Consider the following 25,557-nt stretch of genomic DNA (forward strand, 5'->3'; position numbering starts at 1 on the left):
GCCGTGAGGGGGTGCCCCCTATTGGGGATCACAAGCCGGACAACATCAACACCTACCGCACAGAAAGGGAGATCAGTGGCAATCGAAATCAAGACCCATTGGAGTCGCAAACTCCAGAAGCGAGTTCACAGGATCGGCGTTGAAGGGACAGCGCATAGTTTCCTGGCGAATGACGACGACCTTGCAGACCTTATCCGACTCGCACAGGGAGTGCTAAATGATGACAGTGGACGACGGGAATCCTGACCCGAGCAGCAACAACCGTGGACGGCGCAAAAACAATGTGCCGGGAGATTGGTACAGGACCGGACGATTGTACGGATTGAGACAGTCCAAGAATCAACACCTCCCGTTGTGGCTACGCCTTTCGTACTACTGCTACGCCGGGATGGGAAGCGATAACCATATGCGGGTTGAGCGCGGAGAGTTGGAGCGCGTGTTCAACACTGACACTAGGCGAATCCGTGAGGCTAGGAAGACGGCGATTGAGAAGGAGCACCTTGACGTTGCTTCGAATCACTTGTGTCTTGTGGCCCCGTTCGACTTGGGTTTCATGAATGCACCTGTTGGTGGGAGCAAATGTAAGTGCCATTAGTTAGATCATTAGAGGGCGTTTTCGTTTTCGCTGGTCAGACTATGTTTCGGAGGCGAATATTTCGCCTCTAGGCGGCGATTTTTTCGCCTCCCCCTTAAACTTGCAGGTCAAAGCCTGTTTTCATACTCCGGTTTAGTGCCGGACTCATAGACCGGGGTGGTTCCGTTCCTCTTACCCCTTGGGACGGGGCCACCCCTTATCACATGGCCGGTGCGTTTCTAAGCCCCTAAAGGGCTGGACCCATACGAACCCCTACCGGAGTCCTGTAAAGCCGCCAGAACACGCACCCGACACCACTACGGCCCCCTAGAGGTCGATCACCCGAACCCCCGCCCCGAAAAGGTGGGGGTATCGCCATATCTGAGAGGTTCCATCATGGACGACTTCAACCCTGCCAATCCCCACAGTTGCCGGTGTGGCCGGAGATGGACCGGTTTCGATACGGCTCACTGCGTCTCGTGTCACGCGACGTTCACAGGCATCACCGGATTCGACAAGCACCGCAAAGACGGGGAATGCGTCAACCCTCCCGAGGTTGGCCTAGTGGATGCGGGCCGCACTTATTCGTGCTGGAAGCAGAAGGGGCCACAGGGCGGATTTAAGGCCCTTAACCTCTAGCCCCTACCCGACACCCCTGAAAGCTCTGAAAGTGGCTCAAATCCTGTACGCATTCGCAGTTTGACCCCTTCCCGCGAGAGGAACACCCCATGAGCCGAATCCGAACCCCCGAAATCGACCCGGCAACCGTCTACACAGACGCCGCCGAAATCACCGAAATCGCCTCCGAGTTCCGCGAGTTCATCCGACGAATGCACCGAGACGGCAGGACCACCCGAACCGAGCACCGAGAAGCGTTAACCATTCTCGCAGACTTAGAAACTGTTGTGGACGGTTTGACTGGTCATGCTGGGGCAATTCTGGACCATCAAGCATAACCGCCTCATTCGCTTTCTAAGCGTTTCGAGCGCCAAACCCTAACCCTCGCATACCCCACACCCTCAAAGGCCGTTAGAAACGATTCTAGCGGCCTTTATTCATGCCTTGGAGACTAATGCATCCCTCGTGGCTGAAAACAGACGATACCCAAGCCCATTCTTGGGGCAGGAAGGACACCTCATGTCAACCGACCCATTCCGATACCTCGCCCAAGACGGCAGGCGAAACGACCTGGACGAACCCGAACACGCCGAATCAAAGCGCCCCACCATCAAAGAATGCACACACTTCAAAGCGAGCGTGAGTAATGGGCGAATGCGCCTGATCGGTTTCGGCAAATATCAGTCGCTGGAAATGCGGCTCACTCACGAGCAAGCCACCGCGCTGAACATATTCCTAAATCGTCGCCTTTTGGAGGACTGGGAATGAACCGGATCACCGCAACCGGAGTAGCCACCACAAACGGCAACGTAGAAATCGCCACACGCGACCGCAACGGACAACACGCAGCAATCATCCTCACACCAGGAGAAGCCGCAACCCTCGCAAACGCCATAGCCATATCCGCAGTAGACGCGGGCATAGACGAACCCCTAATCGCGCTACGCAACATCTACCGCACCACCGAGGTTGAAGGGGCAATCACTAAGAGCGGAAATGCTCGCTTGGACTGGTCTAGATTCGGGCATAATCACCGGCTTGTCATCTGCAATGAGCGCGTGAGGGAAATGGCGGATTTGCTGCATGATCTGGCTGACCAATTGGAGGACAAATGAAGATCACCACGACTACCGCGCGATGGTTCGTAAGCCCATCACGGGGCGGCATCTGCCTAACCATCAACGGATGCGAATACCTAATGAGCCTTGACGAGACAGACAAACTCGCTGAGTGCCTAGACGAAGCCGCAATGTTCGCTAAAGCGCAGAAGCGCCAGCCGGTGTGAGCCTACTTAATGGCGCTTCTCATATAGCGCCTACCCGGCAATACAGGGACGGCCACACCGCACTATCGGTAAAGGATTCTGTGACACCATATCGCGCATACCCACATCGCATAGATGACGCTATCCGTCATGTGTATTCCGAACTCAACCTTTGGATTGAGAACATGCCCCGGCCCGGTGACCTACCGGAATGGAAAGCATTCCTGCCTAGGGCTAGGGCCGAATGGGAACCCCACCTACAGGCTCGCCTAGATCGGCTACAGACCGCCGACGACCACGAGATAGCACGAATCGCAGACCCGATAACCGGGGCGGCACACGTCCACGGACTCTTACGAGTTTCAGGACTAAGCGTGGCAGCGGCACAAGTCGCTTCATTCTGTGACCCAGGAGAAGCAGCCCCCGAAACCATCCGACAGTTAATCGCCAATAACCGACACTCCCCAACCGGGACAATCGTACGGTTAGCACGCGGCGAATATGAAGGGGCAAAATCAAGCCCCGCAAACCTTGACTTTGACAATAGACGAATGACGATTCTTTCCGCATTCGTTACAACCCCGGAAAGGGACACCCTATGAACACTCATACCACCAACATTGAGAAGTCTTACCACGCCGCAAGTATGGCGCTCGGAATCGAACCCACCTGGGACAAAACCATCACGGCCACAATGAAGCGCCGAGACGCCGCCGTGGCCCTGTTCGAGATGAAGCCCCGAGACGCCGCCGCAGAGCTTGCAGCCGCACCCAATCCCCGAACGTGGGACAGCATCATCACGGACATCGCCAACCACAACGCAAAGGTGGACGTGGCAACCACCGCCATTCGCGGACGACTTCTCACCACCACACAGGCACAGCTCGACGCCCAGCTAACACAGGCCCTCCCCACCTACACAGACCAGGCACACGAGACCGTAAGCGGCATCCTCGCAGCCCTCACAGACGCAGCCGGACACGTCGCCAGCCTCAACGCTGAGACCGCCGTGCGTGGCGGATACGGCGATGCCCTCACCCAACTGCACCAGCTGTCCATGAAGGTCCGCGCTCACACCGCCATTGGCGCAACCGTGGCGACAGGCGGCAAGGTAGCCCAGGCCGCACGAGCCTTGAGCCTCATTGTCGATCCCGGTCGCATTGACCCGATCAAAAAGACCCCCGCAAGCCGCTGGAACCAGGGCGGCGAAACCCGCTCAAACGCGGCAGACCTCGCACGCCGAGACGAAGCACGACGACTCATGACCGACTGGCATCGAGACGAGACCGACACTCTCCGGAAGCTCGCCCGAGGGGAGTACGCAGGGTTCGAGTTGTCCGCAGCCACGAGCGATGACTACGCCCACCGGGTCACTCAGATCGAGAACGCGGACCGCATCGAGGTCGTAGCCGACTGACAGTAAGGGCGACCTAACTTAGGGTGCCTATTCGCATGGGTGTTCGGGGTGGGGGGGTTGGCCCCTCCCCGCCCTGCCCCCGCCCTCGGGTGACATAGGGGCAGAGCAACGCTGCGGAACTCAGGACTGAGATGTCCATTAGGGGAGTATCGCCTGATTTGGCGGAAATGGTGCTTGACGTGCAACGATACGCTTCGATGCGGGTGTGTGCAAGGGCGTTCGGGAGCGTTATAGGTGGCGCGTATCGGTATGCGAGTGCTTATTAGTGTAGTGAATCAGTATGGTTTTAGAAGGGGTTCGTCATGGGACGGAAACGTAAGACGCCTGGTGATCGGGCTGTAGAAGAGTTGGAACAGGCCCTAGCGGAACGTCTAGGCGTCGGGAGTGTGGCTAATCTTTCGCTTGACCCGGATGAGCGTCGGCGCATCGAGCTTTACCGGGCCACGGTCGATGAGATTGACGTTCTAGAAAAGGCGTGGGAAGCCGAGAAGGCCGACGGGCGTTTGATGGTTCGTGGGTCACGGAATCAGGATGTGATGAATCCGCTTGTGGGTGAGATTCGTGCGCAGCGTGCGTTTCTTGATCGCCTTTTGGGTGGGTTCCGTTGGCAGGGTTCGTCGGGTATGTCGGCGTCGGAGCGTGGCCAGCACGCAGCTAATGCAAGGCATAATCCGAGTCCGGCTGAATCAATGGCTAAGGCTCAGCAGAGGTGGGCACAAAACTAGTCCCAGAGGGCTGTTTACCGCCTCAGGGGACGGGCTGTGAGACGTTTTCAGCCGCTCGGAGGGGTAGAGGTAGGGTCGGAGATTCCAAGCCCTTAGAATCGCTTCCCCAGAGGCGCTTTCTGTTACCGTGAGCGCATGGCAGAACAACGAATCGAAATCGTCCGATACACAGACGACCTGACTGGGGACGAACTCGCAGAAGACGACCACGAACGCATCCGGTTCACTGTTGACGGTAAAGCCCGTGTGATCGACCTTAGTGCCGAGAATGCGCAGGCTTTCCGTGATGACCTCGCCCGCTGGATGGATGCGAGCCGCCCCGATGGTCGGAAGCGTGCCACTACGTCTAGGCCCAAGAGGGACACCGCCACTATCCGCGCATGGGCACAGGCTAATGGTTACGACGTTTCGGATCGTGGCCGGATTCCTGCCCATGTGGAGGAAGCGTTCGACTCTGCCCAGTGATCTACAGATGCCGCCCCGGCTCTCCCATGTGGAGGACCGGGGCGGCTTTCGTCATTTGTGCGAGTTCAGTAGCGGAACGCAGCGACAATGATAGACGCAGCCAATCGCAGAGCATCCCACCTTTTATCGGTAGCTATCGCTTCCCGCGTGTGTATGACGATGGATCGCCCGCCGTGTTCGTAGCTTTCAACGCTGACACGAACCGGAGTAGTCCCGTGTTCTTCTCTGATGTGAAGTGTTCTCATGCCGGTTACTTTACGGGCCGGTAATCGGCTTGGGAAGTCTTTTCAGAATGCTTGCATAACATGCAACGGATTGGGTGCGAGTTAGGTTTCAAAGCCCCTATTTGTTGCGTGCCATGCAAAGGGGTTGGTGGGTTTATTCGTCATGGCTACTGGGGGAGCACTCAGAAGGCCGCAAACCAACCCACCCATACTTGACCCTAGGAACCGTCTCCCAGGCCCTCACAGGCCGCACCGCCAAGCGGGAAACACTATCCAGTGACCTCACCACCCCCGTTTCGTTGGTATCGGTTACCGCCTCTTGTCTGTCCGAATATTCCGAACCTCATCCCGCCAATCCAGCTTGCTAACCTTCCTGCCCTTTTTGTCCGTCGCAGCGCCCCGCAAATTCCTAGGGACAAACTCAGACCTAGGCTTCCGCTTCCAACCCCCCGGAGCAGGCTTATCGAACTCAGAAATGAAAGCGTTAGAAGCGTCGAGCAAACTACCGCCGACTTGCTTATGGAACCGGTGCAACGTCGAATGGCAGAACTCACACAGCGCAGCTAGATCGCCGTCACGTTCACTACCCATACGGGCGTACGTCTTGTGATGAAGGTGAATATCCTCTTTAGCCCCACAAGTGATGCACTTCCTTGGATGAGTGGAGAAGTAAAGCTCGCGGCGCTTCTCCCACGCAGTCGAGTTGATGTAAGTGGTATAGGAGCGACCGTTTCGGATCGTCATGGAAAGCCCTTCTCTGGCTGGTGGCTGATATAGGTGGGGCGGCTCCCCTTAGAGACAACCATAAGGAATCCCAGAGGGATATAGCCTTTGCTGACCCCTCCCCACGGTTTCCCACGAACCATGCCCCGTTATCGCGTCACGGCACGACAAGTAGCCCTTCCACATTTCGTGAAACGGCTGGTCGTGATCCCTCCCACGTCTGCGCAGAACCGAGGGAGGAACGCCCACGCCGGTTCGTGGGATTGAGAACACCGGGAGTGACTGAGTTAGTCGGGTCACCCTGAAACGACTGAGACGAAACGCGGATACCGGAACGGCCCGGATCGTCAGCAAAACCCCCGAAACAAGCCGGGGGAGATGCTCACAACCCGGTACTTGACTTAGAGGACTCGCCTACTGTATGGGCGGGGGCGACAGTGATCGAAACACCGAGGGCTTCCGCGAGGTCACGAGACGCCATAGCGAGGGCTAGACCTAGCGCAGGATCACGGGGCATGACTCCGAGGGCGGTACGGGCCAGGAACGCGGACACGACACGCGCACGACCCTCTAGGGCGCTCACAGTGCGTCCACGGTGACGGGGTGGCCTTCTGCCCTCAATGACGCCCGCAGGCGCTCAGCGGCACGCCGCAAGTTGTCAGCCATGACGGGATCGACCCCCGCGAGTGCGTCAGCGCAGCGGTTCAGGTCGCAGGCAGTGAGGTCGGCTTCATCCGCGAGCTTGAACACGTGGCCGTTCATGCTCCCACCACCCACAGGATGACTGGACTCCACACGGGGACGGCGATGACGAGCACGGCGAATAGTTCAACCGTGATGGGATGGACCCGCCGACGACGGGCGGATAGAGTAGGCGCAACGGCCATGACAGGTGCCTCTGTTCTGGTCTAGACCCTCGTAAGCGTTCCAGCGCCTACGGGGGTCGCTCTTTGGTTGTCAGTATCGGAAACCAATCGGAACCCCGCCCAAAGCGACGGTTCAGAAATGGTGTCCTACCAGACAAAACAAGTGCTTTGGGGGTGCATCCCCCTAGGCTCCACTCACCCGCCGCCCGGCGCGCCCGCCCGGCAGGCGCCCTCCCCGGCGGATAGGGAGACCGTGCACCCCACCCCTCGCGCGTCGTGGCCCCCGTTCGTGCTCATGGCCCTCGTAGTGACCGTGGCCCTCGCGTCCAGCGCCACCCCGTCACCGCTGTACGTCGACTACCAGCAGGACTGGGGCGTCGGTGGCACCGCCATCACCGTGGTCTACGCCGTGTACGCCCTCGCGGTCCTCGTCCCCCTGCTGTTCCTCGGGAGGGTCTCCGACGCGATCGGGCGTCGCCCGGTCATCCTGGCGGGCCTGACGCTGCTCGCGGTGAGCATGGGCATGCTCGCCGCCGCCGGATCCGTGGCCTGGCTGATCGCGGCCCGCGTCATCCAGGGTCTGGCGGTGGGTCTCATCACCGGGTCGGCGACCGCCGCACTGATCGAGCTCCATCCGACCCGGGATTCGCGGGTGGGCGCCCTGACCAGCAGCTCCACCACCAACTTCGGCATCGCGGCCGGAGTGCTCCTCGCCGGGGTGGTGGCCACCTCGTCGTCGTCACCCCTCGTCCACCCCTACCTCGTGATCGGGGCCGCCACGGTCGCGTTGCTCATCGGTGTCGCCACGATCGTTCCCGAGACCGCCGGTGGATCGGGGACCCTGCGCGACGCGCTGCGGGTGCGTCCGCCGTCGGTGCCGCCCCAGGTCCGGTCCGTCTTCGCGCTGGCCGCGGTGTGCGTGATCGTCTCGTGGTCCGTCGGCGGGGTGTTCCTCGGTCTCGGCGGCGCGATCGCCCGCGACCTCATGGGTGCGTCCGATTACCTCGTGACCGGCCTGGTGGTGGCGGCCCTGCAGGCGGCGGCCGGGGTCGCGCAGTTGGGGTGGAACCTGCGGTCCGGGCCGTCGCGGTGGCGGCGAGGGGTGGTCCTCGGCGTGCTCGCGCTCGTCGTGGGGCTCGTCGTCGCCTCGGTCTCCCTGGAGGCCCGCACGGTCGTCGGCTTCATCGCCGCCGCGGGGCTCACCGGCCTCGGGATGGGCCTGCTGTTCCTCATGGGCAACACCCTGGTCGCGCAGAGCGCGCCGCAGGCGGTGCGGGGACAGGTGTTCTCGGCCCTGTTCGTGGTGGCCTACATCTCGCTCGGCGTGCCGGCGGTGATCGCGGCGGTCATCGCCGAGGGCATCGGACTGATCCCGGCGTACCACGTGCTGGCGCTCGCGGTCGGCGTGATCGCGGTGGGTGCCCTGGTCGCGGTGGCGCGGCCGGGCGCGGGCGGACGGGCCCGGCGGTCGGGCCCCCGCGGCTAGTCGCGACTGCTCAGCGCCTGCGCGGCCGCCGCCAGCCCCAGTGCCGCCAGTCCCGTGCGGAGCCGGTCCGTGGCCATCAGCGCCCTGATGCGCGGCCCGGTGACCTGCTCCCGGGCGATCCCCACGTGTAGCGGGACCACTCCGGCGGTGATGGCCGGGACGGCGACGCCCGTGGCGCACGCGAGGAGGGTGGCCCCCAGACCGCTGCGCTCGGCCGAGCGGACCGACCCGTAGGCCGCCCAGGCCGCCGCCCCGAGGCCCGTCGCGTACAGCGTGATGGCGACGGGGGCGATGCGGCGGGCGTGATCGGCTTGGCGCTCGGCGATGCCGTGGGTGGAACCGTCGAACAGCTGGGGATAGACCACCGAGGTGACCATCGACTGGAACCCCAGGTGGACCGCGGACGTGGTCAGCAGCGCGAGGCGGCCCGCGCGCAGGATCGGGTCCGGTGTGGGGCTCGCGGCCGCGGGGCGTCGGCGGTACATGGCTGCCACGCTACCTCTCGCGGGACCGTCCCAGGAGGGCCCGACCCTCGCCGTCGTCGGTCACGGCGCGCGCGGTGCGCAGCACGACCCGCCACCCGCGGTCCGGCGCGTCCACCCGGCCGCGCCGCTCCAGCTCCCACCGACTCGCCGTCACCCGCATCACCGTGTAGCGCCCGGGGCGCGACGAGCGCACCACGAGCTGCGTGTAGCCGGTCGCCACCGCGCGGTCCCCGTCCAGCAGCACGACCGGCAGACCGGGGACGTGCCCGCACCCGTGCGCGATGAGTCCCTGGTGCGCGTCCCCGTGCACCATCTCCCGCAGCCCCTCGTGCCCCTCGAGTACGCCGGTGTCCACGTCGTAGACGCCGTCCTCGGTCCACAGTTCGGCCACGCCCTCGGCGTCGCCGGAGTCGACGCGGGGGGAGTACGAGGCGAGCAACCGCAGTACGGCCAGCTCATCGGCCGCGCGGGCCAGCTCGGCCCGCGCGGTGGCGAGACCGGTCTCGGTCGAGGTGAGCCTCGCCTCGAGGGCGTCCAGACGGGCGGTGTCGGAACCATCAATCATGAACCCGACATTAATGCACTAACTGAAACACGTTACAAGTAGTGTGCAGACCATGACGGACAAGAGTGCAGACAACCGTCCCGCCGTGATGACGGCGGACGTCATCGTGGTGGGGATGGGAATCGCCGGCGCCTGCGCGGCGATCGAGGCCGCCGAGGCCGGGTCGACGGTCATCGCGCTGGAGGGCGCCTCCGGACCGGGCGGCTCCTCGGCGCAGTCGGGCGGAGAGGTCTACCTGGGGGGCGGCACGGCCACCCAGCAGGCCCTGGGCATCGCCGACACCGAGGAGGACATGCGCGCGTTCCTCCTGGCCGCGCTCGGGCCCAACGCCGACGAGGCGAAGATCGCCGACTACTGCGCGGGGGCCGTCGAGCACCACGACTGGCTGGTCTCGCACGGAGCGGTGTTCAACCGGAAGTTGTGGGACACCCCCACCTGGATGCCGGGCGACGACTCGGGCCTGATGTGGATGGGGGAGCGGGCGGAGCCCTACGCGTCCCTGGCCACCCCGGCAGCGCGCGGTCACCGGCCGCCCGCCCCGAACTTCGCCGGGAACGTGCTCATGGACTCCCTCGTGGCCACGGCGCAGAAGGCCGGCGTCGACCTGCAGTGCGACGTCAAGGCGCGTTCGCTCATCGTCGAGGACGGACGCGTGGCGGGCGTCCGGGCCACGCAGTTCTCCGAGGAACGCGAGTACCGCGCCACCGGCGGCGTCGTGCTGGCGACGGGCGGGTTCGTGGACAACGACCGGATGCTCGAACAGTGGGCGCCGCAGCAGCTGGGCAAGGACAAGGTCTCCGACGGCCGCGACGACGGCTCCGGCATCGAGATGGGCATCGAGGCCGGCGCGGCCGTGCGCCGCATGCACCAGACCGAGACCGCGATGCTCGTCATCCCCCGCCTGGTGGTGGGCGCGATGCTCGTCGACGGCGACGGGCAGCGCTTCATCAACGAGGAGGTCTACCCGGGCCTGTACTGCCACGCGGCCGTGTATCACCGCCGCCCGCCGGTGTGGGTGATCATCGACGAGAAGGGCATCGAGGACGTCCCGGAGTCCGAGCTGTGGGGTATGCAGCCCATGCACGCCGCCGAGACCATCGAGGAGCTCGCGGCCGACTGTGGGTTGCCCGCCGATGCGCTGGCCGACCAGCTGCGCCGATACAACGCCGGCGCCGAGCGTGGCGAGGACCCGCAGTTCGGCAAGAACGCCCGGTGGGTGCGCCCGCTCGAGCCGCCGTTCGGTGCCTATCCGACGGGTGCCGGGGGGCCGGACACCTTCAACGGCCTGCCGCTCAAGGCGCAGGGGTTCACGCTCGGCGGACTCCACACGGACCTGCAGTCGCGGGTGCTCGACCGCGCGGGTGAGGCGATCCCGGGCCTGTTCGCCGCCGGGCGGTGCACGCACGGTCTGCACGGCGACGGGTACATCTCCGGCACGTCCCTGGGCGACGGCTCGTTCTTCGGCCGGCGCGCGGGCCGCGGTGCGGCCGGGGTCACCGACACGGTGGCGGCCGGCGATGTGACCGGGTCGGCGCCGGCATGAATGAGCCGGTGACCGTCGAGCCGGGGACTGTCGAGCCGGTGACCGTCGTGCGGCGCGACCGGCCGACGGTGGATCTGGGGCCGTTGGACCCGGCGCGCGGTGCTGGCCGTCCGGTCGACAGGGACGACGACGACGAGGCCGGCCTCTACGCCCTGGTGGAGCAGGTTCGCCGGATCCGCGCGCTCACCACCGGCGGCATGTTCGACACCGACCTGGGCCCGCTGGCCGATCGGATCCGCAGGGTGGCCGATGAGCTGGAGGCCGCGTCGGCGAGCCCCGAGCAGCGGCAGGAGGTCAACTGGCGGGAGCGTCGGTACGCCTCCAACTGCCCGATCATCGGCCGGTCCAACGTCCTCGCCCCGCCGGCCGAGTTCGAGTTGCTGGACGACGGGACGCTCAGGGCCGAGATGACGCTCGGGCTGGAGTACCAGGGCCCCCCGGGGTGTGTTCACGGCGGTGTCGTGGCCCTGCTGTTCGACGCGGCGCTGGGCCGGGTCAACCACCACGCGGGGACCACCGGGATGACGATGTACCTGGACCTGGACTACCGCAGCCCCACGCCCATCCTCGAGCCGATCGTGGTGACCGCCCGTCAGGTCCGGGTGGACGGCCGGAAGGTGTGGTCGCAGGGCGCGGTCCACGCGGGAGATCGCCTCTGCGCCACCGCCGAGGGGCTGTTCGTCATGCCCGCGGAGTGGGTGGCGGCGTACCGGCAGCACCGGGATGAGGGCGCGGGCGAGGCCTGACCCCGGGGCGCAGAGTAGATTCTGTTGCCGTGACGACCGACTCCGGCCCTTCCGACCCCACCGCCCCGGGCGACCGCCCCCTCGGCACCGCGGACCCCGCCGGTGCGAGCGATGAGGGCACTCCCTTCCTGCGCCAGGACCCCGATGCGTCCGGCGCGACCGAGCTGGCCCGCGAGCTGCGCCGACTCCGCGGCCTGGTCGCCGGGTCCGTCTACGAGGACGTCCACGACGCCGTGGCCACCGTGCGCGGGTTGGTCGAGCACCTCGAGACCGTGGGCACCGTGGTGCGGCCGTCGGAGTACGCCACCTGGGGTGTGCCGGAGCACCTGGCGGCCAACCCGGCGATCGGCAGCCGGAACCCGGTGTCCCCGCCGCTGGAGCCGGTGGTGTTCCCCGATGCGACCGTGCGGGCCGACCTCACCCTGGGTATCGAGTACCAGGGGCCTCCCGGCTGCGTCCACGGCGGGATCGTCGCGCTGATCTTCGACGAGATGCTGGGGCTGGCGAACGCCGCGTCGGAGAGTGTCGGCATGACCGCGGACCTGCGGATCTCGTACAAATCGCCGACGCCGCTGTTCGCCCCGCTGCGGTTCGAGGCGCGGCAGGAGCGGGTGGAGGGCCGCAAGATCTGGGCGACCGCGACCCTCCACACCGGCGAGACCCTCTGCGCGACTGCGGAGGCGTTGTTCATCGAGCCGAGGGGTATCCGGGACGCCGACCGCGGCCGGCCCATCGAGGGCTGACCGCGGCCGGGCACCGACGCGTGCGTCGCGTCGGACTTCAGTTCCCGCGCAGCGCCGTCATCCGCTTGTGGGATCCGGCCACGATCCGGCCCCGGTCGACGCCGGAGGAGAACTCGACGCCCTTGCGGTTGTTCTCGCCGCCGCAGACGTGGATCGGGCCGTTGCCGATGGACGCCAGGACCTCCTCGGCGACCTCGGTGGGCTCGCTGACGGTGAAGCCGGGCAGGTCCATGTCCAGGCCGGCGCGAATCATCGCGGGGGTGCGGACGACGCCGAGGATGACCTCGACGACGTCGACGCCGTGCTCGCGCATCTCGAGCCACAGGCCCTCGACGAAGACCCGGCTGAACGCCTTGGCCGCGGAGTACACGCTCATGTCGGCGTGGCCGAGGTAGCCGGCCATCGAGCCCATCACCACGATGCCGCCGCGGCCGCGGGCCTTGAGGGCGGGGCCGAACTGCCGGATGATCTGCATCGGCGAGGTGATGTTGAGGTCGATGACCTTCTGAACCTGGGTCATGTCGGACTCGACGAACTCGGAGCCGTACGTGTTGGCGCCGGCGTTGAGGACGAGCAGCCCCAGGTCGAGGCCCTCGCAGGCCGCGGCGATGCCCTCGGTGGCGCCGGGCTCGGTGAGGTCGACGGACACGACCCGGCACTCGACGCCCTTGGCGCGGACGGCCTCGGCGGTCTCCTCGAGGGGCCCGGCCTTGCGGGCGACGAGCACGGAGGACACGCCCTGATCGGCGAGGCGGAACGCGATCTCGGCGCCCACGCCCTCACTCCCGCCCACGACGAGGGCCCACGGGCCATAGGTAACGGGATCGAACGGCTTCGGATTGACAGGTGTCGACATACTCTAAGAGTATGACCAAACAGAGCGATCGTCCCGGATTCGGTGGAGTACCCCTCCCGGGGTTGGATCCGGACCAGTTCTCCCTCGACGCCGCGCGGAGCCGGTTCGGGGACTCCTTCGACCCGATCCCCGTCCCCGAGCTGCCGCCGGCGGACCCGGAGTTGGACCGCGCGGTGGCCGAACTGCGCAGGTTGCGGGAGGCGACGGCGGCGTTGGCGCACTCCGAGGTCGAGCTCGGGGACATCGCCGACCGCCTGGCCGAAGTCGCTGATCTGCTGGAGCCGCGAGTCCCATCGCCCTCACATCGGCTGGAGAACATGTGGACGGGTGCCGGGACTCGTCGCTCGAACCCGGTCGGCGGGCAGGAGAACCCGATCGCCCCGCCGGTGCAGTTCCACGGCTGTGACGACGGGTCGGTGATGGCGGAGGTGACCCTCGGTCCCGTCTACCAGGGCCCGCCGGCGTGTGTCCACGGGGGGATCAGCGCGCTCGTCATCGACCACATGATGGGCTTCGCCAACCACTGGGGTGGCCGCTTCGGGATGACGGCGCACTACGAGATCGACTATCGCTCGCCCACGCCGCTGCTCCAGCCGCTGACGTTCCGGGCCTGGGTGCACGAGGTCGACGGCCGCAAGACGTGGACGCAGGCCACCATCCACGCCGGCGACCGGCTGTGCGTGGAGGCGCGGGGACTGTTCCTCGAGGCGAGCGTCCCGGTGCCGGGACAGCCGGGTGCGCGGTCGACCATCGCGGACGGCGCGTAGAGCGCCCCGGCCCCGCGGGGCCGGGGGCTCAGCCCTGCACGTCGACCTGGATGACCTTCTGGAGGTATGGGGCGATGACCTCGGTGAGGCCTGACGCCAGCTGGTCGGGGTCGTTGGGCGGCAGTGAGATGAAGCTGATGCCGATCCGGGCGATGATCGACGCCGCGAGCCGTGCCTGGGCTTCCTCGATGCGCATCCAGCTGTCGGACAGGGCGGGGGTGAGCACCTCGGTGGCCCGTTCGATGAGCGGCCCGGCCTCGGTCGTGATGAGGCGCAGGAGGTCCGGCTTGATGTCGCCGGTGAGCAGGGCGCGGACCAGCGGGTCGTTCTGGCTCGACAGGAGGAACCCGTTGATCCCCTCGTTCAGCGCGGTCTCGATCTGCCCCGGGTGGCGGATGATCGAGTCGCGGATCTCCCCGGCGAAGGTCTCCGACAGCTGGAGTGCGTACGCCTGGGCCAGTCCCTGACGGTTGCCGAAGGTGCTGTACAGGGTCTGCCGGCTGAGACCGGCGGCCTTGGCCACGTCGGACATGGTCACCGAGGACCAGTCGTGCGAGCCCAGCAGCTCGTGCATGGCCTCGAACACGGTGGAGCGCAGTGACCGACGCTCCCCGCGGGGGTCGCCGGGGGAGCGTCGGTCACTTGTGGGGCGGTGACGGGGCATGGTGTCCATTGTTCCTGATCCCGTGGGCCGGGCGGCGGAGGGCCGATCGGAGCCCCGCACGCGGGGGTCACTTCACGGGCAGGAAGTCCACCTTGTCGCGGACGCCGCAGTCCGAGCACCGCCAGCTGTCGGGGATGGCCGACCACGGGGTCCCGGCGGGGAAACCCTCGCGCGGCAGCCCGGCGGCCTCCGAGTAGTGGTTCCCGCAGTTGGGGCACACGTACTCACCGGTCGGTGAGGTCTGATCGGTCGCGATGTCGGTGTCCGCGACGATCTGCTCGGCGACCGCCGTCGACCCGGCGCCGTGCCGGGCGAGGATCTTCTCGCGCTTGGACGGCTGGATGTTGGCGCGGGTGATGTCGCCGTCGTAGTGGGCCAGGACGCGCTTGTCCATGACCTTGCGCCACAGCGGCGGGACGTAGGCCAGGACCATCATCGTGGCGTAGCCCGAGGGCAGCTGCGGGGCCTGCTCGAAGCTGCGCAGGACCTGGTAGCGACGCATGGGGTTGGCGTGGTGGTCCGAGTGGCGCTGCAGGTGGTACAGGAAGATGTTGGTCACCAGGTGGTCGGAGTTCCAGGAGTGCTCCGGGCGGCAGCGCTGGTAGCGGCCGGCGGAGGTCTTCTGGCGCTTGAGGCCGTAGTGCTCGAGGTAGTTGACGACCTCGAGCAGCGAGAAGCCGAAGATCGCCTGGACGATGAGCCACGGCGCGATCTCCCAGCCGAACACGGCGATGAGTCCGCCGAAGAGCACGACCGTCATGAGCCAGGCGTTGAGGTTGTCGTTGCGCAGGGTCCACGGGCTCTTGCCCAGACGCTCGAGACGCTCGGACTCCAGGTGCCAGGCCGACGTCAGCGACCCGAACACACTGCGCGGGAGGAAGGCCCAGAACGACTCGCCGAAGCGCGAGCTGGCCGGATCCTCGGGGGTGGCGACACGGGCGTGGTGTCCGCGGTTGTGCTCGATGAAGAAGTGTCCGTAGCCGGTGGTGGCCAGGGCGACCTTGGACAGCCACTTCTCGCTGCCGGCGATCTTGTGCCCGAGCTCGTGGGCGGTGTTGATCCCGATACCGCCGGTGATCGCGACGGTCCAGGCGACGCCGATCGAGGCGGCGATCCCGAGTCCCCCGTCGTAGCCCAGCCACGACAGGTCGTCGGCGGACCAGAGGTAGGCGGCCGCGATGAGGGACGCGTACTGGAAGGGGATGTACAGGTACGTGCACCACCGGTAGAACGGGTCGGCCTCGAGCTTGTCCATGACCTCGTCGGGCGGGTTCTCACCGTCGGCGCCGACGGCGAGGTCCCCGAGGGGGATCGCGACGTAGACGAGGAAGGGGAGGAGGAACCAGGCGACGGTGGCCGCCACGCCCCAGCCGAGGGCGTTGAACCCGGCGACGATCGGCATCGACACGAACAGACCCATCGCGGGGATGAGTCCGAGCAGCCACAGGTACCGCTTGGCGTCGGTCCACGCGTAGGGCTCGACGGCGGCGTCCGCCTCGTGGTGGGTGTGCGGTGCCCCGTCGGTGGGGCTGATGTACTCGGTGCTGGACATCGCAGACGACCTCCGGGTCAACAGGATGTGGCGTATGCCACTGTGTTGCCCCTGACATTAGACAAATTCCCCCGCCGTGTCTAGACATCACCCCAGATTTTGTCCAAAGACCGGATCGGGACGACGACGACGAGGAACGCCACCGCGGTCGCGGGCCGGAATACGTGGGCCCCGTGCCGGGTTGTACCGAACGGTCGTCGGGGCCCCTCTCCGGCGCGGGAGGAGTACCGCTACGTGACGATGCAGCAGGCCGCCATGCGCACGCTGATGCGGGCCGAGAACAACAACATCGCGTTGGACCGCAGTGTGTTCACCCGCGAGAACTTCCGCAGGATCGGACAGTTCGCCCGCCCGCACACCCGGCGCATCGTCTTCTTCCTGGTGCTCTCCGTCTTCGGGGCCACCCTCGCCGTGGCGACACCGCTGCTCGCCGGCCGCGTGGTCACCGCGATCGTCGAGGCCTCGCCGGTCCGGGTCGTGATCGGCCTCGCGCTCGCCATCGCCGCGATCGGGATCATCGAGGCGATCGTCGCGGTCGTCACCCGGTTGTGGTCCGCACGGATCGGGGAGGGGCTCATCCTCGACCTGCGCCGCGCGGTGTTCGACCACGTCCAGACGATGCCGGTCGCCTTTTTTATGCGCACCCGCACCGGCGCGCTGGTCAGTCGCCTCAACAACGACGTGATGGGTGCCCAGCGGGCGTTCTCGGACACGCTGTCCGGGGTCGTGTCGAACCTGGTGCAGCTCGTACTCACGTTGGCCGTGATGGCCGGTATCAACTGGCAGCTCACCGTCCTGTCCGTCCTGCTGCTGCCGATCTTCCTGTTCCCGGCCCGCTACGTGGGCAAGCGGCTCGCGCGGCTCCGCCGCGAGGCCTCGGATCTCAACGCGTCGATGAACGACCAGATGACCGAGCGGTTCAACGCCGGCGGCGCGACCCTGGTCAAGCTCTTCGGACGCCCCGAGACGGAGTCGGCGGAGTTCTCCGCCCGCGCGGGCCGGGTCCGCGGCATCGGCGTGCGGACCGCGCTGCTCATGAGTGTGTTCATGAACTCGCTGACCCTGGTGTCCACGCTGGCGCTGGCGCTCGTCTACGGGCTCGGCGGGTGGTTCGCACTCAACGGCGCCCTCGACGCGGGGTCCGTCGTGGCCCTCGCGCTGCTTCTCACCCGCCTGTACGGCCCGTTGACCTCCCTGGCCAACGCGCCGATGGACATCGTCACGGCCATCGTCAGCTTCGAGCGGGTCTTCGAGGTCCTCGACCTGGAACCGCTCATCTCCGACGCCCCCGACGCCGTCGCCATCCCGGAGGGCCCGGCGACCATCGAGTTCGACGACGTCACGTTCTCCTATCCCTCGGCGGACAAGGTCTCCCTCGCCTCGCTCGAGGAGGTCGCGGTCCTCGACACCCGCGGCGGCCAGGAGGTCCTGCACGGGATCTCCTTCCGCGCCGAACCGGGACAGATGATCGCCTTGGTCGGGTCGTCCGGCGCGGGCAAGTCCACGATCGCCTCCCTGCTGCCGCGGCTGTACGACGTCGACTCGGGTGCGGTGCGGGTGTCGGGACTCGACGTGCGTCGGGTCACCTCGTCGTCGCTGCGGCGCACGGTGGGTATGGTCACGCAGGACGGCCACCTCTTCCACGACACGATCCGCTCCAACCTCACCTTCGCGCGGCCGGAGGTCTCCGATGACCTCGTCTGGGACGCGCTGCGCCGGGCCCGGCTCGAGGATCTCGTGCGGTCGCTGCCGGACGGTCTCGACACCGTCATCGGTGATCGCGGCTACCGGCTGTCGGGAGGTGAGCGTCAGCGACTGACGATCGCGCGGCTGCTCATCGCCGCCCCGTCGGTGGTGGTGCTGGACGAGGCCACCAGTGCGTTGGACTCCACCAACGAGTCCGCCGTCCAGGAGGCGCTGAGCGAGGCGATGGCCGACCGCACCTCGTTGGTGATCGCCCACCGGTTGTCGACGGTGCGCGCCGCCGACACGATCCTGGTCCTCGAGGCCGGCCGGGTGGTCGAGTCGGGCACGCACGCCGAGCTCCTGGCCACCGGTGGTCGCTACGCGGAGCTCTACGAAACCCAGTTCGCCGACCAGGAGTGACCCCGGCGCCGCCCGCCACGCCCGCGCCGCCCCGCCCGGCGCCGCCACGCCCGCGCCGCCCAGCGCTCTTCTCGACGGCGGGTGCCGGGGTGGCGGGGTGTCGCGGCGGCGGCCCTTCCTCAGCTCTCCAGGTGCAGGCCCAGCTCGCGGGCGGCGAGCGCGGCGTACTTGGAGGTCTGCTCGAAAGCCGACTCCAGGGGGTTGGCGTCGGTGACGTCCGCGATCTCGTTCCAACGCTCGGCGACGACCTCGGGGGTGCGCGCGTCGTCGGGGAGGTAGACGCCCCGCGACTCGACCATCTGGGACACGGCGAACACGCCGGCGCCGGCACCGAGGATGGTCTTGGTGGGGGCGTCTTCGCTGACCATGAACAGGGCGCCGGGGGCGATGGTCTCCGGGCCCATGATGTCGAGCACCCGCTGCGGCAGCAGATCCTCGGTCATCCGCGTGGCCGCGGTGGGGGCGATCGCGTTGACCTTGATGTTCTTCTTGGCGCCCTCGATCGCCAGGACGTTCATCAGACCGACGAGCCCGGACTTGGCGGCCCCGTAGTTGGCCTGGCCGAAGTTGCCGTAGATCCCGGAGGTGGAGGCGGTCATGAGGATGCGCCCGTAGCCCGCCTCGGCCATATGCGGCCACACGGCCTTGGTGCAGTTGACCGATCCCATGAGGTGCACCTCGAGGACCTTGCGGAAGTCGTCCATCTCCATCTTGGCGAACGACTTGTCACGCAGGATGCCGGCGTTGTTGATGAGCACGTCGATGCGGCCCCACTTGTCGATCACCGTCGACACGAGGGACGCGACGGCGGCCTCGTCGGTGATGTCGTTGCCGTCGACGATGGCCTCGCCACCGGCGGCCGTGATCTCGTCGACGACCTGCTGCGCCAGGGAGGGGGTGCCACCTTCGCCGTGGACGTCGCCGCCCAGGTCATTGACGACGACCTTGGCGCCACGCTCGGCCAGCGCGAGCGCGTAGGCGCGGCCGAGGCCGCCGCCGGCGCCGGTGATGATCGCGACGCGGTCGGTGAAGTCGATGGTCTTGGTCATAGGGGGGCTCCTGTGATCGAGGGTGTGGAACGGTCGGGGGGTCTTCGGAGGCGTCAGCCCATCTCACCGCGGATGAAGGACTCGTACGCGGGGAGGTCGAGGAAGCCGTGACCGGAGAGGCCGATCACGATCGACGGTCCGGTGCCTGCCTCACCGGTGTGCTCGCGGGCCTTGGCCATCGCACCTGCGAGGGCGTGCGTCGACTCGGGTGCGGGGACGATGCCCTCCGCCTTGGCGAACTCCACGCCCGCGGCGAACGCGGCGTTCTGCTCCACCGCCATGGAATCGAGCAGGCCCAGGTGCTTGACGTGGCTGACCAGTGGCGCCATGCCGTGGTAGCGCAGGCCACCGGAATGGATGGGGTCCGGGACGAAGTCCTGACCGAGGGTGTACATCTTCATCAGAGGGGTCAGGCCGGCGACGTCACCGTGGTCGTACCGGAACTCGCCCTCGGTCAGCGACGGGCACGCCGTGGGCTCGACGGCGATGATCTGCGTCCGGGCACCGGCGAGGTTCTCGCGGATGAACGGGAAAGCCAACCCGGCGAGGTTGGAGCCGCCACCGGCGCAGCCGTACACGTAGTCGGGGGCGTCCTCGCCGAACATGCCCAGCTGCTTGAGGGCCTCCTCGCCGATGACGGTCTGGTGCAGACACACGTGGTTGAGCACCGACCCCAGTGAGTAGCGGGCCTCGGGGTCGCCGGCGGCCACCTCGACGGCCTCGGAGACCGCCATGCCGAGCGAACCGGGGGTGTCCGGGTCCTTGGCCAGGAACGAGCGTCCCGCCTCGGTCAGGTCCGACGGGCTCGGGTGGACCGAGGCGCCGAAGGTCTCCATGAGCATCCGGCGGTACGGCTTGGACTCGAACGAGGCCTTGACCTGCCACACCTCCACCTCGATGCCGAAGGCCTGACCGGCGAACGCCAGAGAGGCGCCCCACTGGCCGGCGCCGGTCTCGGTGGTGAGCTTGGTGATGCCCTCGGCGGCGTTGTAGTAGGCCTGTGCGACCGCGGTGTTGGGCTTGTGTGAGCCGACCGGGCTGGTGCCCTCGTATTTGTAGTAGATCCGCGCCGACGTGCCGAGCGCCTTCTCCAGGCGGCGGGCACGGATCAGGGGCGACGGCCGCCACAGCCGGTAGATCTCCTGCACCGCCTCGGGGATCTCGATGTAGCGCTCCGGCGTGACCTCCTGCTCGATGAGGGACATCGGGAACAGCGGGGCGAGGTCCTCGGGACCGAGCGGCTCCCTGGTTCCCGGGTGCAGGTGCGGTGCCATGGGCTCGGGGAGATCGGCCTGGATGTTGTACCAGTGCGTCGGCATCTCGCTCTCCGGGAGGAGAGCCTTTACCAGCGAGCCGGAGGGAGCGTCAGACGTCATGTGTGTCCTCGGGAGGGATCGAAGGGGGTGAGCCGGGTCTCATCCTAGGAGGTCGCGCCGCATGGGGAGATGGGGGATCCGCCCGTCGAGATAGTCCGGCCCGCACCGCGCGAATCCGAACTGCTCGTACCACCTCTCCAGGTAGGCCTGGGCCCCGATCTCGACGGGCCGGTCCCGGCACAGCACGAGCCCCCGGCGGATCAGCCGCGCCGCGATGCCCCGGCCCCGCCAGGCGGGCGTCGTGCAGACACGACCGATGTGCATCACCCCGTCGCCCGCGTCCGATCCGAACACCCGCAGTGTCGCGACGATCGCACCGTCCGTCGTACGGGCCAGCAGGTGCGTCGTGCCGGGGTCGGCGTCGACGTCGTCGATCTCGGCGTACGGGCAGTCCTGTTCCGCGACGAAGACGTCCACGCGCAGCTTGTACAGCGCGTGGACGTCAAGGGGGCCCAGTTCGGGCAGGCTCGACGCGATGACCTCGAGTGCCGTGTCGTCGAGCGCGGTGTCGTCGGTTGCGGTGTCGTCGACTGCAGAGCCGTCGGGGATCGGGTCCCGGTCGATCACTTGTCGGTCGCGGTCCCGTCCGTGGAGGCGTCGCCGACCGGCTGATCGTCCGAGGGCTGCGGTGCGGACCCGGCCGCCGGGCCGGGTACGGCGCTGCCCGCGGCGGGGGAGGTGTCGGCGGACTGGTCCGAGGGCCCCTCGGGATCGGCGGACTCGATCGTCAGGTCCTCACCGGTCTCTGAACCCACGGGGTCACCCGTCACGCCGGGGCCGGTCGTGGCCGCGGGCGCCGAGCCGGTCGTCTGGTCGCGCCCCTCGGCGGCCGCCTCTGCCGGGGTGGGTGTCCGCGGCGGGGCGGGGGTCGGGGTGGGCGCCGACGGCGAGGTGGGCGAGCCCTGGCCACGAAGGAAATAGGCCGTGGCACCCGCGACGGCGGCGCCGCCGGCGAGGCCCACGATCCACAGCGGCGCGAAGCGGCGCAGCGGGTTGCGCTTCTGGGGCGGCGTGGCCAGAGCCGACGTCTGCTCTCGCAGCGCGGAGGCGTGCTGCCTCGCGTCCGCGGCGAGATCGCCCAGGAGCTCGGCCTGCTCGGCGCGACGATCCCGGATCACCTGGATACCGCGGCTGGCACCGAAGAGGGCCAGGCCGACCGGTCCACGGGTGGCGGCGACTGCTGCCTCGCCCAGGAAGCGGGGGTCCTTGAGGTCGAACGCCTTCCGGGCGGCGGTGCCGGCCTTGTCCAGGTCCTTTTGCGCCTGCTTGACGGCCCTACGCTCGTCGGCGCGATCGCTTCGTTTGCTCATGGGTAGATGGTGGCACAGCGGCCCGACACCGACCACCACCTCGCCGACATCGGTCCCTGCGGCGTGGCAGGATGGGTGGCGTGAGCATCGCAACGCAGAAGGCAACCATCCACACCAACCGTGGTGACATCGTCATCGAGCTGTACGGCAACCACGCCCCGGAGACGGTCTCGAACTTCGTCGGTCTCGCCGACGGCTCCAAGGACTACTCCCAGGCCAACGCCAAGGGTGAGAAGAGCGGACCGTTCTACGACGGCTCGATCTTCCACCGCGTCATCTCCGGGTTCATGATCCAGGGCGGGGACCCCACCGGCACCGGCCGGGGCGGACCGGGCTACCAGTTCAAGGACGAGTTCCACCCGGAGCTGCAGTTCTCCGAGCCCTACCTGCTGGCCATGGCCAACGCCGGCCCGGGCACCAACGGTTCGCAGTTCTTCATCACCGTCGGCGCCACGCCGCACCTGAACAACCGCCACACGATCTTCGGCAAGGTCGCCGACGAGGAGTCGCGCAAGGTCGTCGACGCCATCGCGACCACCAAGACCGGTGCGATGGACCGGCCGACCGACGACGTCGTCATCGAGTCGATCGAGATCTCCTGACCGAGCGGTCCCGGTCGACCGGCGGCGCGGGTTCCGGATTCCCGGACCCGCGCCGCCGGTCTGTCCGCAGCGCGGCAGGGCCGGCACGCGGCAGGGACAAGGCGGGGACGGGACACCGCACGAACGAGACGCAGCACGGATAACCGGGAGACATGAGCACCCAGACCCGACGCGGTGGCGCGGTCGCGAGATTCTTCCGCCTCCAGCCGGTCACGGCGTGGATCATCACCGCCAACCTGGCCGTCTACGCCGCCACCGTCGTGCAGGCGCGCAGCTTCCTGACCAACAACGCGTCGCCGTTGTTCGAGGCCACGGCGCTCTTCCCGCCGCTGGTGGCGGCCCGGGACGAGTGGTGGCGTCTGCTCACCTCGGCGTTCCAGCACTTCGGCCCGATGCACCTGCTGCTCAACATGTACATGTTGTGGATCCTCGGACTGGGGATCGAGCGCAGCATCGGGCACGTCCGCTTCCTCGCCCTCTACCTGGGCTCGGCGCTGGGCGGGTCGGTGGCCGTGATGTTCTACGGCCAGGGCGCCCTCACGGCCGGCGCTTCCGGGGCGATCTTCGGCCTGATGGGCGCGTACGCGATCGTGGCGATGTCGATGCGCCTCGACGTCAGGGGAATCGGGGTGTTGCTCGTCCTCAACGTCGGCGTGAGCTTCCTCGTGCCCGGCATCTCGCTCGCGGCCCATCTGGGCGGGCTCGCGGCCGGCGCCGTCGCCGCGTTCGCTCTGGTGGTGGTGCCACGCCGGATGCCGCGGCGTGTGGGCCGCACGGGCCGCGAGGTCGTCTCGTGGGCCGGCTTCCTCGTCGTGGTCGGGTCGGTCGGTGCCGCCGGGTGGTTCGCGGCCGACACCATGACGTTCGGGTTCCTCGTCACCCGCTGATTCCCACCGGCGTCTGACCCCGCGTCGGTCGACCCCCACATCGTCCGACCCCCGCGTCGTCCGCCGGGAGCGGTCTGACCCTCACCGGCCGTGGCCGACCGCCCCGAATCCCAGACGGTGCAGCGCGTCGACCACGTCCCGTGGATCCGCCCCCAGATCGAGCCGGGTGAACACGTCCAGTCGTTCGCGACCCCGCTCGTCCGTGTACTCGAGTCGCAGCAGGTGCTGCCGCGCCCCCCATCGGGAGACCCCCAGCAGGCGAACCTCCACCACCTCGGACCGCGGGACGAAGTCCACGCGGCGGAGCCTCTTGATCGCCAACTGCCCGTCCACCACCTCGAGTCGGGGCCGCCGGACCAGGTGGGACACACCCGACAGGGTGAGGAACAGCGCCGCCGGGCCGGTGAGCAGCAGTGCGAGCGGATCCTGCCGCTGCAGGCCGATCACCACCAGGACCACCCCGAGCAGGATCTGCACGCCCGGCCACAGGGCCCCGGGTGACCACGACGCCGCCCGCGGACCGGCTCCCGACACGGCGTCACCACTCATGCCGGACATCCTCCCCTATCCACAGGCGCTATCCACACTGTGGATGAATAACACGGGTGGAGTTCGACTGCCGTTCGAGTCGACGCGGTCCCGACCTGCGGCGTCGTCGTCATCGTCAACACACAGGCGTTATCCCCAGTGTGGAGGGAGTTGTCCACAGCGTGTGAGGGGTGTGGAAGGGGAAGGCCGAGACGCTCGTTGTCCCACTACCGTCCCCGTGACCTGCATAGATGCAGCATTCTCAGAGAAAATGCAGGTCACCCCCCGCGCCGGGCGGGGGGTGACCTGTGGATAAACCTGTGGAACGGGAGAAATGCTCCCGGGGAGTGCGGCCGGGCGGGCCGGCTAGCGCCAGTTCATGGTCATGAGGAGCCCCACGACCGCGAGACCGAAACCGATCGCGAAGTTCTGCCACGTCTCGAGAGAGGCCATGAACGGGATCCGCTCACCGGCGATGTAGTACGTCACCAGCCAGAGCAGGCCCAGGATCATCAGCGCGAGCATGAGCACCAGGTACCACCGCGCGGTCGGGGTCCCCTTGACCTTGACGGGGGTGCGGCTGACGGCCGCGTCGGTGTACTCGGTCTTGGACCGGACCTTTGACTTGGGCATGGAGTCCTCGAACTGGTGGGGGATGTCGGGGCCACTCTACCAAGCCCGCCCCCGACGCTCACCCGTGCGACGGCAGTACGCTGCGTCTATGCGCATCCTCGTCGTCGACAACTACGACAGCTTCGTCTACAACCTCGTCCAGTACCTGGGCCAGTTGGGCGCGGAGTGCGACGTGTGGCGGAACGACGACCCCAGGCTCGCCGGCCCGGACGGCCGCTATGACGTGGCCGGGCTGGAGAGCGTGGTCAGCGGGTACGACGGAGTCCTGCTCAGCCCGGGTCCCGGAACGCCGGACAGGGCGGGGGCCACGATCCCGCTGATCGGGGTCTGTGGACACGCGGGCGTCCCGGTGCTGGGAGTGTGCCTGGGCCACCAGGCGATCGGGGAGGCCTTCGGCGCGACGGTCGACCGGGCCGCCGAGCTCATGCACGGCAAGACCAGTCAGGTCACGCACGACGACTCGGGAGTCCTCGCCGGTATCCCCAGCCCGTTCACGGCCACGCGCTACCACTCGTTGACGGTCCTGCCGGAGACGATCCCGCACGAACTGGTTCCCACCGCGTGGACCGGTTCGGGCCTGGTCATGGCGATGCGTCACCGCGAGATGCCCGTCCACGGGGTGCAGTTCCACCCCGAATCGGTGATGAGCGACGGGGGACACCGGATGCTCGCCAACTGGCTGGGGATGTGCGGCGAGCGGCCCTCGGAGACGCTGGTCGTGCGGTTGGAATCCGAGCTCGACCGGACCCGCGGCGCCGCCCTGGCCTGACCGGCTGGTCAGCT

The 25,557-nt window shown here is 67.3% G+C and carries 26 protein-coding genes; 14 read left to right on the forward strand and 12 right to left on the reverse strand.

What is annotated here, in order from left to right; genetic code table 11:
* Positions 1–970: 970 nt before the first annotated feature.
* From AB5G72_RS00065 to AB5G72_RS00085, 5 genes are all read left to right on the forward strand, one after another.
* A complete protein-coding gene (locus AB5G72_RS00065) occupies positions 971–1,213 on the forward strand; it encodes an FDXHR family putative zinc-binding protein (protein ID WP_440220631.1) in 243 nt (80 codons plus the stop codon).
* 498 nt (positions 1,214–1,711) lie between these two features.
* Positions 1,712–1,960, forward strand: coding sequence for a hypothetical protein (locus tag AB5G72_RS00070; protein ID WP_440220632.1), 249 nt, complete (start codon positions 1,712–1,714; stop codon positions 1,958–1,960).
* Positions 1,957–2,307, forward strand: coding sequence for a hypothetical protein (locus AB5G72_RS00075; RefSeq protein ID WP_440220633.1), 351 nt, complete (start codon positions 1,957–1,959; stop codon positions 2,305–2,307). The genes AB5G72_RS00070 and AB5G72_RS00075 overlap by 4 nt, the downstream gene beginning before the upstream one ends.
* A gap of 747 nt (positions 2,308–3,054) precedes the next feature.
* Positions 3,055–3,873, forward strand: a complete 819-nt coding sequence (locus AB5G72_RS00080; RefSeq protein WP_440220634.1) for a hypothetical protein — start codon at positions 3,055–3,057, stop codon at positions 3,871–3,873.
* Between the two features lie 860 nt (positions 3,874–4,733).
* Positions 4,734–5,063: a histone-like nucleoid-structuring protein Lsr2 gene (locus AB5G72_RS00085; RefSeq protein WP_440220635.1), complete on the forward strand. Its 330-nt coding sequence runs from the start codon at positions 4,734–4,736 to the stop codon at positions 5,061–5,063.
* Between the two features lie 1,526 nt (positions 5,064–6,589).
* Here the strand turns inward: AB5G72_RS00085 and AB5G72_RS00090 are convergent.
* Entirely contained in the window at positions 6,590–6,772 is a 183-nt protein-coding gene (locus AB5G72_RS00090) for a hypothetical protein (protein WP_440220636.1), read from the reverse strand.
* Positions 6,773–7,129: 357 nt separating this feature from the next.
* On the opposite strand from AB5G72_RS00090, the gene AB5G72_RS00095 reads away from it, so the two are divergent.
* Positions 7,130–8,362, forward strand: coding sequence for an MFS transporter (locus tag AB5G72_RS00095; protein ID WP_440220637.1), 1,233 nt, complete (start codon positions 7,130–7,132; stop codon positions 8,360–8,362).
* On the opposite strand, the gene AB5G72_RS00100 is transcribed toward AB5G72_RS00095, so the two are convergent.
* Together AB5G72_RS00100 and AB5G72_RS00105 are read right to left on the reverse strand one after the other, a co-directional pair.
* Complete coding sequence (locus tag AB5G72_RS00100; RefSeq protein WP_440220638.1) at positions 8,359–8,847, reverse strand: hypothetical protein; 489 nt, start codon at positions 8,845–8,847, stop codon at positions 8,359–8,361. The genes AB5G72_RS00095 and AB5G72_RS00100 overlap by 4 nt on opposite strands.
* 10 nt (positions 8,848–8,857) lie before the next feature.
* Positions 8,858–9,412, reverse strand: a complete 555-nt coding sequence (locus AB5G72_RS00105) for a nuclear transport factor 2 family protein (protein ID WP_120285670.1) — start codon at positions 9,410–9,412, stop codon at positions 8,858–8,860.
* A 52-nt stretch (positions 9,413–9,464) separates the two neighbouring features.
* Between AB5G72_RS00105 and AB5G72_RS00110 the strand changes: the two genes are divergently transcribed.
* The 3 genes from AB5G72_RS00110 to AB5G72_RS00120 are packed head-to-tail and all read left to right on the forward strand — an operon-like array spanning position 9,465 to position 12,444.
* A complete protein-coding gene (locus AB5G72_RS00110) occupies positions 9,465–10,955 on the forward strand; it encodes an FAD-dependent oxidoreductase (RefSeq protein ID WP_440220639.1) in 1,491 nt (496 codons plus the stop codon).
* Positions 10,952–11,701, forward strand: coding sequence for a PaaI family thioesterase (locus AB5G72_RS00115; protein WP_440220640.1), 750 nt, complete (start codon positions 10,952–10,954; stop codon positions 11,699–11,701). The genes AB5G72_RS00110 and AB5G72_RS00115 overlap by 4 nt, the downstream gene beginning before the upstream one ends.
* 29 nt (positions 11,702–11,730) lie before the next feature.
* Positions 11,731–12,444, forward strand: a complete 714-nt coding sequence (locus AB5G72_RS00120) for a PaaI family thioesterase (protein WP_154830877.1) — start codon at positions 11,731–11,733, stop codon at positions 12,442–12,444.
* A 37-nt stretch (positions 12,445–12,481) separates the two neighbouring features.
* Here the strand turns inward: AB5G72_RS00120 and AB5G72_RS00125 are convergent, their stop codons facing one another.
* A complete protein-coding gene (locus AB5G72_RS00125) occupies positions 12,482–13,300 on the reverse strand; it encodes an SDR family NAD(P)-dependent oxidoreductase (protein WP_067719997.1) in 819 nt (272 codons plus the stop codon).
* Between the two features lie 11 nt (positions 13,301–13,311).
* Here AB5G72_RS00125 and AB5G72_RS00130 point away from each other — a divergent pair, with 11 nt between their 5' ends.
* Positions 13,312–14,067: a PaaI family thioesterase gene (locus AB5G72_RS00130; RefSeq protein ID WP_440220641.1), complete on the forward strand. Its 756-nt coding sequence runs from the start codon at positions 13,312–13,314 to the stop codon at positions 14,065–14,067.
* 28 nt (positions 14,068–14,095) lie between these two features.
* On the opposite strand, the gene AB5G72_RS00135 is transcribed toward AB5G72_RS00130, so the two are convergent.
* Both AB5G72_RS00135 and AB5G72_RS00140 read right to left on the reverse strand, forming a co-directional pair.
* On the reverse strand, positions 14,096–14,731 hold the full coding sequence (locus AB5G72_RS00135; protein ID WP_244294399.1) for a TetR/AcrR family transcriptional regulator: 636 nt from the start codon (positions 14,729–14,731) through the stop codon (positions 14,096–14,098).
* 67 nt (positions 14,732–14,798) lie between these two features.
* Positions 14,799–16,283: a fatty acid desaturase gene (locus AB5G72_RS00140; RefSeq protein WP_276534142.1), complete on the reverse strand. Its 1,485-nt coding sequence runs from the start codon at positions 16,281–16,283 to the stop codon at positions 14,799–14,801.
* A 240-nt stretch (positions 16,284–16,523) separates the two neighbouring features.
* On the opposite strand from AB5G72_RS00140, the gene AB5G72_RS00145 reads away from it, so the two are divergent.
* Positions 16,524–18,389, forward strand: a complete 1,866-nt coding sequence (locus AB5G72_RS00145) for an ABC transporter ATP-binding protein (protein ID WP_067716547.1) — start codon at positions 16,524–16,526, stop codon at positions 18,387–18,389.
* A 119-nt stretch (positions 18,390–18,508) separates the two neighbouring features.
* Here the strand turns inward: AB5G72_RS00145 and AB5G72_RS00150 are convergent, their stop codons facing one another.
* Genes AB5G72_RS00150 through AB5G72_RS00165 form a run of 4 tightly spaced genes read right to left on the reverse strand, consistent with a single transcriptional unit; the run spans position 18,509 to position 22,124 of the window.
* Positions 18,509–19,438 carry an SDR family oxidoreductase gene (locus tag AB5G72_RS00150; RefSeq protein WP_154830880.1) on the reverse strand — a complete coding sequence of 310 codons (930 nt, stop codon included), beginning with the start codon at positions 19,436–19,438 and terminating at the stop codon, positions 18,509–18,511.
* Between the two features lie 53 nt (positions 19,439–19,491).
* Positions 19,492–20,814, reverse strand: coding sequence for a TrpB-like pyridoxal phosphate-dependent enzyme (locus tag AB5G72_RS00155; protein WP_440220642.1), 1,323 nt, complete (start codon positions 20,812–20,814; stop codon positions 19,492–19,494).
* Between the two features lie 39 nt (positions 20,815–20,853).
* Positions 20,854–21,381 carry a GNAT family N-acetyltransferase gene (locus AB5G72_RS00160; protein ID WP_440220643.1) on the reverse strand — a complete coding sequence of 176 codons (528 nt, stop codon included), beginning with the start codon at positions 21,379–21,381 and terminating at the stop codon, positions 20,854–20,856.
* On the reverse strand, positions 21,378–22,124 hold the full coding sequence (locus AB5G72_RS00165) for a hypothetical protein (RefSeq protein ID WP_440220644.1): 747 nt from the start codon (positions 22,122–22,124) through the stop codon (positions 21,378–21,380). Before AB5G72_RS00165 ends, AB5G72_RS00160 begins: the two co-directional genes overlap by 4 nt.
* A 71-nt stretch (positions 22,125–22,195) precedes the next feature.
* Here AB5G72_RS00165 and AB5G72_RS00170 point away from each other — a divergent pair, with 71 nt between their 5' ends.
* On the forward strand, positions 22,196–22,726 hold the full coding sequence (locus AB5G72_RS00170) for a peptidylprolyl isomerase (protein WP_167457879.1): 531 nt from the start codon (positions 22,196–22,198) through the stop codon (positions 22,724–22,726).
* A gap of 152 nt (positions 22,727–22,878) precedes the next feature.
* The gene (locus AB5G72_RS00175) at positions 22,879–23,613 is read left to right on the forward strand and encodes a rhomboid family intramembrane serine protease (protein WP_154830883.1); all 735 of its coding nucleotides are present in this window, start codon (positions 22,879–22,881) and stop codon (positions 23,611–23,613) included.
* Positions 23,614–23,694: 81 nt separating this feature from the next.
* Here AB5G72_RS00175 and AB5G72_RS00180 read toward each other — a convergent pair whose 3' ends face one another.
* Positions 23,695–24,162 (reverse strand): PH domain-containing protein, encoded by a 468-nt coding sequence (locus tag AB5G72_RS00180; protein ID WP_440220645.1) that lies wholly within the window; start codon positions 24,160–24,162, stop codon positions 23,695–23,697.
* A 345-nt stretch (positions 24,163–24,507) separates the two neighbouring features.
* Positions 24,508–24,774 (reverse strand): cell division protein CrgA, encoded by a 267-nt coding sequence (gene crgA, locus AB5G72_RS00185; protein ID WP_067716511.1) that lies wholly within the window; start codon positions 24,772–24,774, stop codon positions 24,508–24,510.
* Between the two features lie 88 nt (positions 24,775–24,862).
* Between crgA and AB5G72_RS00190 the strand changes: the two genes are divergently transcribed.
* Positions 24,863–25,543, forward strand: coding sequence for an aminodeoxychorismate/anthranilate synthase component II (locus tag AB5G72_RS00190; RefSeq protein ID WP_185952167.1), 681 nt, complete (start codon positions 24,863–24,865; stop codon positions 25,541–25,543).
* Positions 25,544–25,557: the final 14 nt, after the last annotated feature.

Origin of the sequence: Dietzia sp. MNB45 (assembly GCF_051994785.1) — a bacterium.
GTDB lineage: Bacteria > Actinomycetota > Actinomycetes > Mycobacteriales > Mycobacteriaceae > Dietzia > Dietzia kunjamensis.